Annotated in this window: 10 protein-coding genes and 1 pseudogene; 6 read left to right on the forward strand and 5 right to left on the reverse strand. The window is 68.0% G+C overall.

Annotation, left to right across the window (positions count from 1 at the left end; translation table 11 throughout):
• Window positions 1-156: 156 nt before the first annotated feature.
• The 3 genes from AC1RRV_RS00975 to AC1RRV_RS00985 form a co-directional block, all read right to left on the reverse strand.
• Window positions 157-2,148 carry a methyl-accepting chemotaxis protein gene (locus tag AC1RRV_RS00975; protein ID WP_492857712.1) on the reverse strand — a complete coding sequence of 664 codons (1,992 nt, stop codon included), beginning with the start codon at window positions 2,146-2,148 and terminating at the stop codon, window positions 157-159.
• A 155-nt stretch (window positions 2,149-2,303) separates the two neighbouring features.
• Window positions 2,304-3,218 (reverse strand): tyrosine recombinase XerC, encoded by a 915-nt coding sequence (locus tag AC1RRV_RS00980; RefSeq protein ID WP_492857713.1) that lies wholly within the window; start codon window positions 3,216-3,218, stop codon window positions 2,304-2,306.
• Window positions 3,215-3,892, reverse strand: a complete 678-nt coding sequence (locus AC1RRV_RS00985) for a DUF484 family protein (protein WP_492857714.1) — start codon at window positions 3,890-3,892, stop codon at window positions 3,215-3,217. The genes AC1RRV_RS00980 and AC1RRV_RS00985 overlap by 4 nt, the downstream gene beginning before the upstream one ends.
• Before the next feature lie 125 nt (window positions 3,893-4,017).
• On the opposite strand from AC1RRV_RS00985, the gene AC1RRV_RS00990 reads away from it, so the two are divergent.
• Entirely contained in the window at window positions 4,018-6,177 is a 2,160-nt protein-coding gene (locus tag AC1RRV_RS00990) for a primosomal protein N' (RefSeq protein ID WP_492857715.1), read from the forward strand.
• Between the two features lie 10 nt (window positions 6,178-6,187).
• On the opposite strand, the gene AC1RRV_RS00995 is transcribed toward AC1RRV_RS00990, so the two are convergent.
• A complete protein-coding gene (locus tag AC1RRV_RS00995; RefSeq protein WP_492857716.1) occupies window positions 6,188-7,771 on the reverse strand; it encodes an MDR family MFS transporter in 1,584 nt (527 codons plus the stop codon).
• Window positions 7,772-7,882: 111 nt separating this feature from the next.
• Between AC1RRV_RS00995 and AC1RRV_RS01000 the strand changes: the two are divergent.
• Window positions 7,883-7,957, forward strand: a pseudogene (locus AC1RRV_RS01000) (hypothetical protein); the annotation flags it as partial.
• Between the two features lie 79 nt (window positions 7,958-8,036).
• On the opposite strand, the gene AC1RRV_RS01005 reads toward AC1RRV_RS01000, so the two are convergent.
• Window positions 8,037-8,825 carry a TerC family protein gene (locus AC1RRV_RS01005; RefSeq protein WP_492857717.1) on the reverse strand — a complete coding sequence of 263 codons (789 nt, stop codon included), beginning with the start codon at window positions 8,823-8,825 and terminating at the stop codon, window positions 8,037-8,039.
• 124 nt (window positions 8,826-8,949) lie between these two features.
• Between AC1RRV_RS01005 and AC1RRV_RS01010 the strand changes: the two genes are divergently transcribed.
• The 4 genes from AC1RRV_RS01010 (at window position 8,950) to AC1RRV_RS01025 (ending at window position 13,214) form a co-directional block, all read left to right on the forward strand.
• On the forward strand, window positions 8,950-10,044 hold the full coding sequence (locus tag AC1RRV_RS01010) for an acyltransferase family protein (protein WP_492857718.1): 1,095 nt from the start codon (window positions 8,950-8,952) through the stop codon (window positions 10,042-10,044).
• A gap of 69 nt (window positions 10,045-10,113) precedes the next feature.
• On the forward strand, window positions 10,114-10,821 hold the full coding sequence (locus tag AC1RRV_RS01015; RefSeq protein WP_492857719.1) for a CHAP domain-containing protein: 708 nt from the start codon (window positions 10,114-10,116) through the stop codon (window positions 10,819-10,821).
• 62 nt (window positions 10,822-10,883) lie between these two features.
• A complete protein-coding gene (locus AC1RRV_RS01020; RefSeq protein WP_492857720.1) occupies window positions 10,884-11,843 on the forward strand; it encodes a magnesium transporter CorA family protein in 960 nt (319 codons plus the stop codon).
• A gap of 135 nt (window positions 11,844-11,978) precedes the next feature.
• Complete coding sequence (locus AC1RRV_RS01025; protein WP_492857721.1) at window positions 11,979-13,214, forward strand: pentapeptide repeat-containing protein; 1,236 nt, start codon at window positions 11,979-11,981, stop codon at window positions 13,212-13,214.
• The last annotated feature ends 40 nt before the right edge of the window (window positions 13,215-13,254 follow it).

The following is a 13,254-nucleotide window of genomic DNA, read 5'->3' on the forward strand; positions in this document are numbered from 1 at the left end:
AAGAAGCGCCGCCGTGCGCGCTCAGGTTCCCACTTGGGGTTCCCGGATAGAAAAATGGCCCCGCCTTGAGGGGACGGGGCCAGTCGCTTTCGAGGGGAGGACCCCGCCGGCTGGACGGGGCTACGCTTACTGAAACTCACACCGCCGGGGCGGTGATCAGAATTCTTCCCAGTCGTCGCTCGACGGGGCGCCGACAGCTTTCGCCAGCTTGGCTTGGGCAGCCGCGACAGGGTTGGCGCCGGGGCGATGGGCCGAACCGGCCAGCGACGGGCCACGTGACGGCGCCGGAGCCGCCGAGCGCGCCGGAGCCGGAGCGGCCGGACGGTGCGACGAGCGGCTGGGCGTCGAGACGCTGGCCGAGCTGCCGTTGACGCGGAAGCGTTGGATCATCTGCATCAGGTTGCCGGCCTCGCCCTTCAGGGCGTGAGAGGCAGCGGTCGATTGCTCGACCATGGCGGCGTTCTGCTGGACGGTCTGGTCCATCTGGTTGACGGCGGCGTTGACCTGGTTGAGGCCGGTGGCCTGCTCCTGGCCCGAGGCGGCGATCTCGCCGACCAGGGCGTCGATCTCGCCGACCTTGACGACGATGGCCTGCAGGGCTTCGCCGGTCTGGCCGACCATGCTGACGCCTTGGTTGACCTGCTGCGACGAGGTCGAGATCAGGGTCTTGATTTCCTTGGCGGCGTCGGCCGAGCGCTGGGCCAGGGCCCGCACTTCCTGGGCGACGACGGCGAAGCCACGGCCGGCGTCACCGGCGCGAGCGGCCTCCACCCCGGCGTTCAGGGCCAGAAGGTTGGTCTGGAAGGCGATTTCGTCGATGACGCCGATGATCTGGCTGATCGACTGCGACGACTTCTCGATCTGGTTCATGGCGTCGACGGCGTTGCGGACCACGACGCTGGAGCGCTCGGCGTCCGAACGGGTCGAGCCGACCACCTTGGCCGCTTCGAGCGCGCCGGCCGACGAGCGCTTCACCGTGGCGGTGATCTCGTCGAGGGCGGCGGCGGTTTCTTCCAGGCTGGCGGCCTGCTGCTCGCTGCGGCGCGACAGGTCGTCGGCGGCCGAGGCGATTTCATCCGAGCCGGCGCCGATGCTGCTGGCGGCGTGGACGATCGTGCCCATGGCCTCTTCCAGCTGGGCGATGGCGCCGTTGAAGTCCATGCGCAGACGCTTGTAGGCGTCCGGGAATTCTTGCTCGAGGCGATAGGTCAGGTCGCCGTCCGACAGGCGGGCCAGGCCGCCGGCGATGGCTTCCATGACGAAGGCCTGCTCCTTGGCGGAGGCTTCGGCGACTTCCTGGTTGCGGCGGCGCTCGGCTTCCGTCTCGGCGCTGGCGCGCTGTTGGGCGGCCTCGGCGGTGCGCAGGGCGACGGCGTTGTCCTTGAACACCTGGACCGAGCGGGCCATGGCGCCGACTTCGTCCTTGCGATCCGCGCCCTTGACCTCGACGTCGACCGAACCCTGGGCCAGCACTTCCATGGTCTTGGAGGTGTTGATCAGCGGGGCGGCGATCTTCTTGGAGCCGATCCACAGGGCCAGCAGCAGGGCGCCGCCAGCGGCGATCAGGCCGAACAGGATCGAGAACACGGTGCCCGCGGCGGCTTCCTTGGAAGCCTTCTCGACCATCGCCTTCGTTTCGGCCGAGTGGCCGTTGGTGAACTTGCTGACGTCCTTGCTCAGGGCTTCGATCTCGGGATCGATGCCGGTCAGCATCATCTTGGCCGCATCGTCGATGTTCTGCAGGCCCATGTCCGCGCCGTTGCGGGCGCTGGAATAGATCTTGTCGAGGCGAGCGCCGAAGTCGGCCATCTGCTTGGCCGAAGACGGGTCGGCCTTCTGGATGTCCTTCAGGCGCGTCTTGGCTTCCTTGTACGCCGAGTCCAGCTCTTCGCTGGCGGTCTGCGCCTCGGGCGAGGTCCCTTCATAGGCCACCGTGCGGTAGACGGCGTAGCCGATCGCGGTGACGCGGCGATTGAAGCGCGCCGATTCCAGCTCGGCCGGAGCGCGCTGTTCCACCAGGATCTTGGTGTTGGCCTCGACCTTGCGGGCTTGCCACGCGCCTAGGCCGACGATCACCAAGGCGACCACGGTCAGGATGATGGCGGGCAAAGCCACCTTGGTGGAGATCTTCAGGTCGTCGAATTTCATCGGGGCCTCATTCAGCGGGCGCGGCTCACGCGCTCAGCGGAAAGCGTGCGGTTTCAAGCCAAGAGGATCGCTCAGCGCCGTAAAATCGCGGTTAATGGCCAGGCTTTTCGGGACTTTCGCGACACTCCGTCGCAGGTCGGCCGTCGCGCCCGGGTTCAGGCCTTGGGATGCGCGGCCTGGTAGGCGGCCAGCAGGCCGGCGGCGTCGACCTGGGTATAGCGCTGGGTCGTCGACAGCGAGGCGTGGCCCAGCAGGTCCTGGATCGCCCGCAGATCCGCCCCCGCCCCCAACAGGTGGGTGGCGAAGGCGTGGCGGAAGGCATGCGGCGTCACCCGGTCCGACAGGCCCAGGCGTCCGCGCAGGGTCTGGACCAGGGCCTGGACGTGGCGCGGCGACAGCGGCCCGCCCCGCTTGGCGCGGAACAGCGGCTCGTCGGGCGACAGGACGAACGGCAGCTCATCCAGATAGACGTCGACGGCCTCGCGCACGGCGTCCAGCACCGGCGCGATCCGGGTCTTGCCGCCCTTGCCGGTGATCCGCAGCGCCGCGCCCAGCGGCGCATCGGAGAACTTCAGCGACAGGGCCTCGGAGATCCGCAGGCCACAGCCCCACAGCAGGGTCAGCACCGCCTCGTCGCGGGCGGTCTCCCAGGGATCACGCTCGGTGTCCTCGGCGGCCTCGGTGATCAGGTCGCGGGCCTGGTCCTCCGAGACCGGGCGGGGCAGGCCGACCTTCAGGCGCGGGCCGCGGACCAGCTCGACCGCGGCGTTGGCCACGCCATGGCGCTGGTCGAGATAGCGGTGAAAGGCGCGGATCGACGACAGGGCCTGGGAGATCGAGCGCGGCGCCAGGGCGTCCTCGCCCTGCCGGCGGAAGGCCAGGTAGCCGCGCAGGTCGGCGGCCGAGACCTGACCCATGGCGGTAAGGGTCAGCGCCTCGCCGTTGTGTCGCTCGATGAAGTTCAGATAGGCCAGGACGTTGTCGCCATAAGCCCGCACCGTACGCGGCGAGGCCCGGCGCTCCAGCGTCAGATAGTCCAGCCAGGCGGCGTAGGCCTGGCGGGCGCTCACAGGACCGGCCAGCGTTCGGCGGTGCGCTCGACCACGCGGGCCAGGAAATTGACCAGCTCGATGCCCATGTCGGGCGTGAAGCCCTCGGGATCGGTCGAGCCGAAAGCCAGCAGGGCTTCGCGGCGCGGCTCCCAGAGGGCCATGCGCACCAGGGCCATGCTGCGGATGGTCTCCATCCTGTCGCCGAACAGCGGCAGGGCCGGGGCGAAGAAGCCCATGCGGGCGATGGGCGCCTCGCCGGCCAGCATGTCGACCTGACCCTCGGCCAGGGCGTACCAGCCGGCCGGGACGCGGGTGGGGCCTTCCAGCGCCATGACGCCGGCGGCGAGACCGAAGCGCAGCATCGACATCTCGTCGACGCGGCGGGCCAGGTCCGAATGGTTGCGGGCGTCGAGCAGGTCGATCACCGCCGCGTGGGTCTGGGCCTGGGCCGAGAAATTGGCGCGGGCGTTGGCCTCGATCGCCTGGCGGACGCTGGCCTCGCGCTTGTGGGCGGCGGCGGCGCGGGCCAGGGCCTTGGGACCGAAATCGATGACGTTGTCGCCGGCGACCTTCAGGCCCAGCTCGCCCAGCAGGTGTTCGTCCTCGCGGAGGAACTCGGGCTCGGTGCGGAGGAAGGCGCGAACGCTCTCCGCATCGACGGCCTTCTTGGTCGCTCGCGTCGCGTCGCTCATGTCGTCCCCACCGGCAATAGACTCAGGGGCCCAGATGAAGCGGCAAGTGGGTTAACGCCCGCTTGATGACGTTCGTCTTTGGTCCTCTCGACCTGGGGACGGTTTCGCGGCAGAAGCTTCGAACCATGCCGCGTATCGCTTCCGTCCTGCTGCCGATGCCGTTGCCGGAGGCCTTCGACTACGCCGAGCCGGAGGGGCTGGGCCTCAATCTCGGCGACCACGTGACGGTGCCCCTGGGGCCGCGCGTGATTCGGGGCGTGGTCATGGCCCTGCGCGACGGGATCGGCGGCAACCGGCCTCTGAAGCCGGTACTGGAGCGGCTAGACGATCCGCCGCTGCCGCCAAATGTGCTGACCTTCATCGAATGGGCGGCCCGCTATTCGGTCGACCTGCCCGGCTGGCCACTGGCCATGGCCCTGCGCGGCCTTCGCCATCCGCCGCCCAAGCCGGACAAGGTGCTGGTGCTCACGGGGACCCAGCCCGCCCGCATGACGCCGGCGCGCCTGAAGGTGTTGGCCGCCGCCGAGGGCGTGAAGCTGTCCGGCGCCGCCCTGGCCTCGGCCGCCGGCGTCTCGGCCGGCGTCGTGAAGGGCCTGGTCGACGAGGGCGCGCTGGCCGTCGACTTCGTGGAACCCGAACGCGGCCTGCCACAGCCCGACCTTTCCCTGCCGCCGCGCGAACTGAACCCCGGCCAGGCCGCCTGCGTCGCGGTGATGGCCGAGATGCTGGACGCCGGCGGTTTCCAGGCCGCCCTGTTGGACGGCGTGACCGGCTCGGGCAAGACCGAGGTCTATTTGGAGGCCGTAGCCGCCGCCCTGACCGATCCGGACGCCCAGGTGCTGGTCCTGCTGCCCGAGATCGCCCTGACCCAGGCGGTGCTGGCGCGCTTCGAGCAGCGGTTCGGGGCCATCCCGGCCGAATGGCACTCCGGCGTCTCGCCGCCCCGCCGGCGCCAGGTCTGGGAGACGGTCGCCAGTGGCAATGCGCGGATCGTGGTCGGGGCCCGCTCGGCCCTGTTCCTGCCGTTCAAGAAGCTGCGACTGATCGTGGTCGACGAAGAGCACGACAGCTCGTTCAAGCAGGAAGAGGGCTTCATCTACCAGGCCCGCGACCTGGCCGTGGCCCGCGCCAAGATCGAGGGCGCTTCCGTGCTTCTCGCGTCAGCGACGCCATCGCTGGAGAGTCTGTTCAACGCCCAGGCCGGCCGCTACCGCTGGCTGCGCCTGTCGGCCCGCCACGGCGCGGCGCAGTTGCCCGACATCGACCTGGTCGACATGCGACTGACCCCGCCGGAGCCCGGCCGCTGGCTGTCGCCGCCCCTGATCAAGGCCATGGCGGTCACGCTGCAGCGCGGCGAGCAGGCCATGCTGTTCCTGAACCGGCGGGGCTATGCGCCGCTGGTCCTCTGCCGGGCCTGCGGCGAGAAGATGAAGTCGCCCGACACCGACAGCTGGCTGGTCGAGCATCGCTACACCGGCCGCCTGGTCTGCCACCTGACGGGCTTCTCGATGAAGAAGCCCGAGGCCTGCCCGCACTGCGGGGCCAAGGACAGCCTGGTCTCGATCGGCCCCGGGGTGGAGCGGGTCGAGGAGGAGGCGCGGCACATCTTCCCCGATGCGCGGGTGGCGGTGTTCTCGTCCGACACGGTGATGGACGCCGAAGCCGCGCGGACCCTGGTGGCGAGCATGGCGGCCGGCGAGATCGACATTCTCGTCGCCACCCAGGCGGCGGCCAAGGGCCACAACTTCCCGAACCTGACCCTGGTGGGCGTGGTCGACGCCGACCTGTCTCTCAGGGGCGGGGACCTGCGGGCCGGGGAGCGGACGTTCCAGCTGCTGGCCCAGGCGGCGGGTCGCGCGGGCCGCCACGAGAAGCCGGGCCGGGCGCTGCTGCAGACCTATTCGCCCGACCATGCGGTGATGCAGGCCCTGAAGGCCCAGGACCGCGACGCCTTCATCGAGGCCGAGATGGGCATGCGGCAGGACGCCGGCCTGCCGCCGTTCGGACGCCTGGCGGCGGTGATCGCCTCTGGGCCCGATGCGGCGGCGCTGGAGGCCTATGTCGAGGCCCTGGCCGCCGTGATCCCCAATGCCGAGGGGGTCGAGGTGTTCGGCCCCGCCGACGCGCCGCTGTCGCTGGTGCGTGGCCGTCGCCGCAAGCGGTTCCTGGTTCGGGCCGACCGCAATGTCGACCTGCAAGGCTTCATGGCCGCCTGGCGGGCGCGGGCCAAGGTCCCGAACTCGGTCCGGGTGGTGATCGACGTGGATCCGTACTCATTCCTTTAGCCGGCCTCTTCTAGCTGTTCGTCGGCTCGGCCTTGTCCAGCACGGGCGCCGGTTGCGGCTGGTGCGAGCGCAGGGGCAGGGCGGGGATGAACAGGATCGTGACGAGCCCCGCCGCGACCACGAACAGGGATGCGACCATCACCCCGCTCACCGCATTGACCAGGGCGGCCTGAAGCACCGGATCGGCGTGCGCCGCTTGGCCCGTCGCGGCGGCCTTCACGGCCATGCCTTCGAGCTTGCCAAGATCCAGGCCGCCACCGGGCAGGCTAGCCAGGCGCGCGGTCAGCAGGGTCCCGGCCAGGGCCGCGCCGACGGTCGAGCCGATCTGGCGGAAGAACTGGTTCGAGCTGGTGGCCACGCCGATGTCGCGCGGGTCGACGGCGTTCTGGGTGGCGATGTTGAACAGGCTCTGGCCCGGCCCCAGGCCCAAGCCGACCAAGGCCAGCAGCCCGCACAGCAAGCCGAGGCCGTGGATCTTCGACAGGTCGTGCAGCAGGAAGACGCCGATCAGCAGGGTCGAGGCCCCGACGATCATCAGCGGCTTGTACTTGCCGGTCTTGCTGACCAGTTGGCCGGCGATCGTGCTGCCGATGATCAGACCGCCCATCAGCGGCAGCATGGTCATGCCGCTGATCGTGGCCGGCACGCCCCGGCCCAGCTGCAGGAACAGCGGCAGGAACATCACCACGCCCATGAAGGCCATGGAGATCAGGAAGCCGGCCAGGTTTGCGGTGGTGAACACCCGGTTCTTGAACAGGTGCATCGGCACGATCGGGTTGGAGACCTTGGTCTCCACCCACACGAACAGGGCCAGCGAAACGACGGCCAGGGCGAATAGCGAGAGGCTCTGGGGCGAGGTCCAGGCGAAGCTGTGCCCGCCCAGGCTCAGCGCCAGCAGCAGCGGCACGAAGGCGGCGATCAGCAGGGCCGCGCCCAGGAAGTCGATCTTGCCCGAGCGGCGGTGCTCAAGCGGCGGCATCTTCACGATGACCATGAAGAGGGAGAGCAAGGACAGGGGCAGGTTGACGTAGAACACCCAGCGCCAGCCGGCGACCGTATGGGTTCCGATCTGCACCGTGCCGTGGTCAGTGAAATAGCCGCCGATGATGGGGCCGAGCACGCTGGCCAGGCCGAACACCGAGCCGAAGATGCCGGCGAACTTGCCCCGCTCGCGCGGCGGATAGAGGTCGGCGATGATCGCGAAGGCGGTGGTGAACAGGGCCCCGCCGCCGATGCCCTGCAGGGCGCGGAAGATGATCAGCTGCACCATGCCGGGCACGCCGAGGATGGTCCCGAACTCGCCCGAAATGCCCGACAGCCACGAGCCGGCGAGGAAGATGGTGATGCCGGTGATCAGCACCGGCTTGCGGCCGAAGATGTCGCCCAGCTTGCCCCAGATCGGCACCATCACCGTCGAGGTCAGCAGGTAGGCCGTCGTCACCCACGAATAGAGGTTCAGGCCATTCAGTTCGGAGATGATCCGCGGCATGGCCGTGGAGACGATGGTCTGGTCCAGGGCGCTGAGCAGGAACACGATCATCAGCGCCGTCAGGGTCAGACGGCGCTCGGCGTCGGTGAAGGTCTGAGGAGTCATGGGCCTTGAAGCGTGATAGCCGGAAGTGGGCCGGACTATCACGGCCCCAACGCCGGAAGTAGTGGCTCGTTTCGGCCTTGGAAGGCCTCCTCGCCAAGAAAGCAATTTCAGTGTCATCCCGGCCGTAGCGCAGCGAAGAGCCGGGACCCAGGGGCGACCGCACTGCGTCGGCCCCTGGGTCCCGGATAGCCTCTTCAAGGCTTCCGGGATGACACGATTATTAGGACTTTGATTTCCTTGGCGCGCAGCTGCCGCCAATTCAGTCCTAGTGGTCTTTCTTCGCGCCGCGTTTGCGGGCCAGCATGTTCAGGCCCTCGACCCCGCCCGAGAACGCCATGGCGGTGTAGATGTAGCCCTTGGGCACGTGGGCGCCGAAGCCCTCGGCGATCAGCACGGTGCCGATCATCAGCAGGAAGCCCAGGGCGAGCATGACCACGGTCGGGTTGTCGTTGATGAAGTTGGCCAGAGGATCGGCCGCCAGCAGCATGGCGGCCACGGCGATGATCACGGCGGCGACCATGATCGGCAGGTGATCGGTCATGCCGACGGCGGTCAGGATCGAGTCGATCGAGAACACCAGGTCCAGCAGGATGATCTGGAAGATCGCCGCGCCGACGTTGGAGATCACGACGGTCGCTTTGTCCTTCTCCAGCATTTCGTCGCCCTTGGCGGGGTCGACGGTGTGGTGGATCTCCTTGGTCGCCTTCCAGATCAGGAAGACGCCGCCGGCGATCAGGATCAGGTCGCGCCACGAGAAGGCGGTCTCGAAGCCCGGCTCGCCATGCGCGCCGACGGGACCGACTAGCCCCAAGTTGAAGACCGGGGCGGTCAGGCCGACGATGAAGGCGATGGTCGAGAGCAGGACCAGGCGCATGATCAGCGCCAGCGAAATGCCGATCCGGCGCACCCGCGTGCGATGCTCGGGCGGCAGCTTGTTCGACAGAATGGAAATGAAGACCAGGTTGTCGATGCCGAGGACCACTTCCATCACGACAAGCGTGATCAAGGCGGCCCAGGCGGCTGGGTCGGCCACGAGGTTAAGGAGTTCGTTCATCGGTTATCACTAGATTTTGGCTCCAAGCCTCCCCGCTCGAAACCGTGAAACGGTGAGATGGGGTGCAAACGCCGTCCTTGTCGAGACCCCTTAGGGTCCGAAAGGCGGTGCAGGAGGACAAACCTTGCCCGACGCCGCGCACGTAAAGCCCCTGACGGCCCTTCGGTTCTTCGCCGCCTTCTGGGTGGTGCTGTTCCACTACTGGCCCAAGCTGGATGTCGGCTTCACGCCGGCCATCGCGAGCAAAGGCTATCTGGGCGTCGAGGCCTTCTTCACCCTGTCGGGCTTCATTCTCTGCCACGTCTATCTGAGCGGCTTCGGCGAAGGCCGCTTCCGCTATGGCGACTTCCTGTGGAACCGGCTGGCGCGGGTCTATCCGCTGCACCTGGCGACCCTGGTCGGCGTCGGGGCCATGGCCATGGCGGCCACGGTCGCCGGAATGGCGATCGATCCCAACATCCTTTCGTGGAAGGCCCTGCCGGCCAATCTGCTGCTGGTCCACGCCTGGGGCTTCGCGCCGGTGTCGGGCTGGAACCACGCCTCGTGGTCGATCTCGGCCGAGTGGTTCGCCTACCTGACCTTTCCGGCCTTCGCCTTCGCGGCGTGGAAGCTGCGCGAGCGCCCCGTGGCGGCCGTGCTGGGCGCCCTGGCCTTCATCGCCGTGCTCTATCCGGCCTTCCAGGCCCTGGCCGGCTTTTCGCTGACCGACGCGACCATCCAGTGGGGCGCGCTGCGCATCGTCCCGTGCTTCGCCTTCGGCTGCGCCCTGCACGCTCTGTGGCGCTCCGGCCGATTCCCGGGCCGACTCAGTGGCTACGGCGCCGCTTTCTTTGGCGTGGCCGCGCTTGCCGCCGTGCAGTTCGGCGCCCCGGATTTGATCATTGTGATGCTTTTGGGCGGGCTTATTTTCATGCTCGCAAGCCTCGCTTCGGCCGGTTACCAGTTTGCTGGACAGGCAGTCTTCGTCTATCTCGGCGAGATCAGCTATTCGACCTATATGATCTGTATCCCGTGGAAGATCCTGGCCATCAATGCGGCCGCCAAGCTGTTCAATATCGGGGGCGACAAGTTGCCGCTGCTGATCTGGGTCGCGATTGTCGCCGCCCTGATCCCATTGTCGGCTATCTCCTTCCACGTCATAGAAAATCCGTGTCGGGAGCGCATGAAAGCTTGGGCTAAGGCCTGGCAACAGCGGCGCTTGGCCCTGGCCGGCGCCTAATAAACACTCTTTTCATACGTGACTGGCAAGGTTATCGCTTACCCAGTGACGCGGGGGAGTACCCACAGCATGACGAAACGGACGAGGGCCCTTCTGGGTTCCCTGGCCGCTGCCGCCATGATCAGCTTTGCGCCGGTGACGGCCAATGCTGACGGCTATTGGCAGTGCGTACCGTTTGCACGTCTGATGTCGGGCATCCAGATTTTCGGCGACGCCCGCACGTGGTGGTCGCAAGCCGCCGGCAAGTACGACACGGGGTCGACCCCGAAGATCGGCTCGGTCCTCTCCTTCAAGCCCACCGCCCGCATGAACCTCGGCCACGTGGCCTTCGTGAGCCAGGTGCTCACCGACCGGGTCATCCAGGTCACCCACGCCAACTGGTCGATCATCGAGGGCGATCGCGGCCAGATCGAAAAGGACGTCACGGTCGTCGACGTCTCGGCCAACGGCGACTGGACGCAGGTCAAGGTCTGGTACGATCCGATCCGTGATCTCGGCACCAGTGTCTATCCGACCAACGGTTTCATCTACCAGGACGCCCAGGCGACCAAGATCGCCATGGCCACCAGCAAGATCGCCATGGCCCAGAACGCCGTGGTCTCGGCCGCCAAGCAGGCCGCCAACCAGGTCGCCGCTTCGGTTCGCTCCTCGCCGCTGGACATCATCGGCCAGGCCGCCGACTCGACCGATCGTATCGCCGCCCTGATCGAAGCCGCCGCCAGCGGTGGCGCGTCGCCGTCGAACGACACCAGCAACAAGCAAGCCGCGCCGCGTTGATTTGAGCGCGTTGACCTGAAGCTTGGGCCGGGGCAAACCCAGCCTGTAGCTAGGACGCGACTATGCTCAGAATTCTCCGTCACGGCGCTCCCGGCTTCGAAGCCGGTGGCTTGTCGCCTGATTGGCGCGTGCCAGCCGACGCCGTCTGGATCGAGCTGGTCGACCCCACCCGCGCCGAGGAAGTCGCCGTCGAGCAGTCGATCGGCCTGCTGCTGCCCACGCGCGAGGAGATGGCCGAGATCGAGGCGTCCTCGCGCCTCTACCAGGAGGACGGCGGCACGTTCATGACCGCCACGGTGCTGGTGAACGCCGATGGCGACCTGCCGACCGTGGCCCCGGTGACATTCGTCCTGGCCGGAATGCGGCTGGTCACCATCCGCTATGTCGAGCCGCGATCGTTCTCGGCCTTCGCCGCCCAGGCCGAGCGCCAGCCCAGCCTTTGCCCCAACGGTCCCCAGACCTTCCTGGGCTTGCTGGACGCCATCGTCGACCGCACCGCCGACATTCTCGAGCGCACGGCCGCCGAGGTCGAGGCGCAGTCGCGCGCCATCTTCAGCCGGCCGCGCGGCGTGGCCTTCGAGCAGATCCTGAACCGTCTGGGGCGGGCCCAGAACATCAATTCCAAGGCCCGCGACAGCTTGGTCAGCCTGGCCCGCCTGCTCAGCTTCGCCGCCCTGGCCGACCAGTTCGACGGTCAGAAGGAGCTGCGCGATCACCTGAAGTCGCTGCAGCGCGACGTCCAGTCGATCACCGACCACTCCAGCTACCTGGCCGGCAATGTCACCTTCCTGCTCGACGCGGCCCTGGGCTTGATCAACATCGAGCAGAACTCGATCTTCAAGGTGTTCTCGGTCTTCTCGGTGATGTTCCTGCCGCCGACCCTGGTCGCCGGGATCTACGGCATGAACTTCGTGCACATGCCCGAGCTGCAGTGGATGAAGGGCTATCCGATGGCGATCGGCCTGATGATCCTGGCCGCCGCCGCGCCGCTGCTGTGGTTTCGGCGTAAGGGCTGGCTGTAGCTCGCCAATTCGCGCCCCGCATGACGGCGTTCCGCGACTTTCCGTCGCGGTTTGAACGATTGCTTAAAGCTGATCGGGGCATGGTGGACGGATATTCCCGTTTCCAACGCGCAAGGCGTCCTCCGACCGCTCACCATGCCACCAGCCGCCTCATCAAGGCCGAGCCTGATCCGCAACCTGCACGCCTCCGTGGTGCGCGAGGCCGTGGAGGCGCATGCTCGCTTTCTGAAGGGCGTTCCGGGTGGCCGCCGCGCGGTGCTGCAGTACGTCAATCTGAACAATTACGAGCTGGACGGCGTCGACCTGTCCGAGGCCGACCTGACCGGCGCCCTGCTCGGCGGAGCCTCGCTGCGCGGGGCCAAGCTGACGCGCGCCGTCCTCTACGGCACCGACCTGCGCGACTCCGACCTGCGCGACGCCGACCTCTCCCGCTGCGACATGCGCGGGGCCTGCCTGCGCGGCGCCAATCTCGGTGGGGCCAACCTGGCCAACTGCGATCTGCGCGAGGGCATCACCGCCGTACAGGACGAGGACAAGGGTCTTCGGATCCTGGAACATTTCAAGCGCCCCGGCGAGCTGGACTACGCCATGTTGCAGGGCGCCAACCTGACCGGCGCCCAGATGTCCGGAGCCTTCGCCCGCAAGGCCGACTTCACCGACGCCGACCTGTCGAACGTCACCCTCCAGGGCGCCAAGCTGACCAACGCCTGCATGGATGGGGCGAACCTGTCGGGCGCCAACCTGCACAACGCCGCCATGGCCCACGTCTCGCTGCGCCGGGCCGTGATGGTGGGCGTCGACGTCAGCGGCGCGGACCTGACCGACGCTGACATGACCGAGGTGCTGCGCGCGCCGCCGCCGATCATCTATGTCGACGACCTGCCGCTGAACGACGTCCTGGAAGCCCACGAGCTGTTCTGCAAGACCGACGGTCGCGAGGGCAAGGTCGGCAATCTGGCCGAGGTGGACTTCCGCCCGCTGCGCCGCCTGAAGGGGCGCCGCCTGAGCGGCCTCTCCGCGCCCAAGGCCGTGTTCTTCGGCATGGACCTGGAAGGCGCGCAACTGCAGGGCGCCAATCTCGCGGGCGCGGACCTGCGGGGGGCCAAGCTCAAGGGCGCCGACCTGCGCGGCGCGCGGCTGGTGGACGCCCAGCTGACCCGCGCGGACCTGACCGACGCCAAACTCGGTCCCCTGAAGATCGGTGAGGACCGGGTCATCCGCACCGACCTGACCCGCGCCATCCTGCGCGGCGCCATTCTGAAGGGCGCCAGCGCCCAGCGCGCTCGCTTCGTCGAGGCGGACCTGGCCCGCGCCAAGCTGGACGGTTGCGACCTGACCGGGGCCGAAATGCCCTCGAATCCGGTCCCCTAGAGCCTCGCTGTTCCAACGAAGCCTTGCGGTGGGCATTAAC

This window comes from Caulobacter sp. GW821-FHT11E10 (assembly GCF_058808375.1).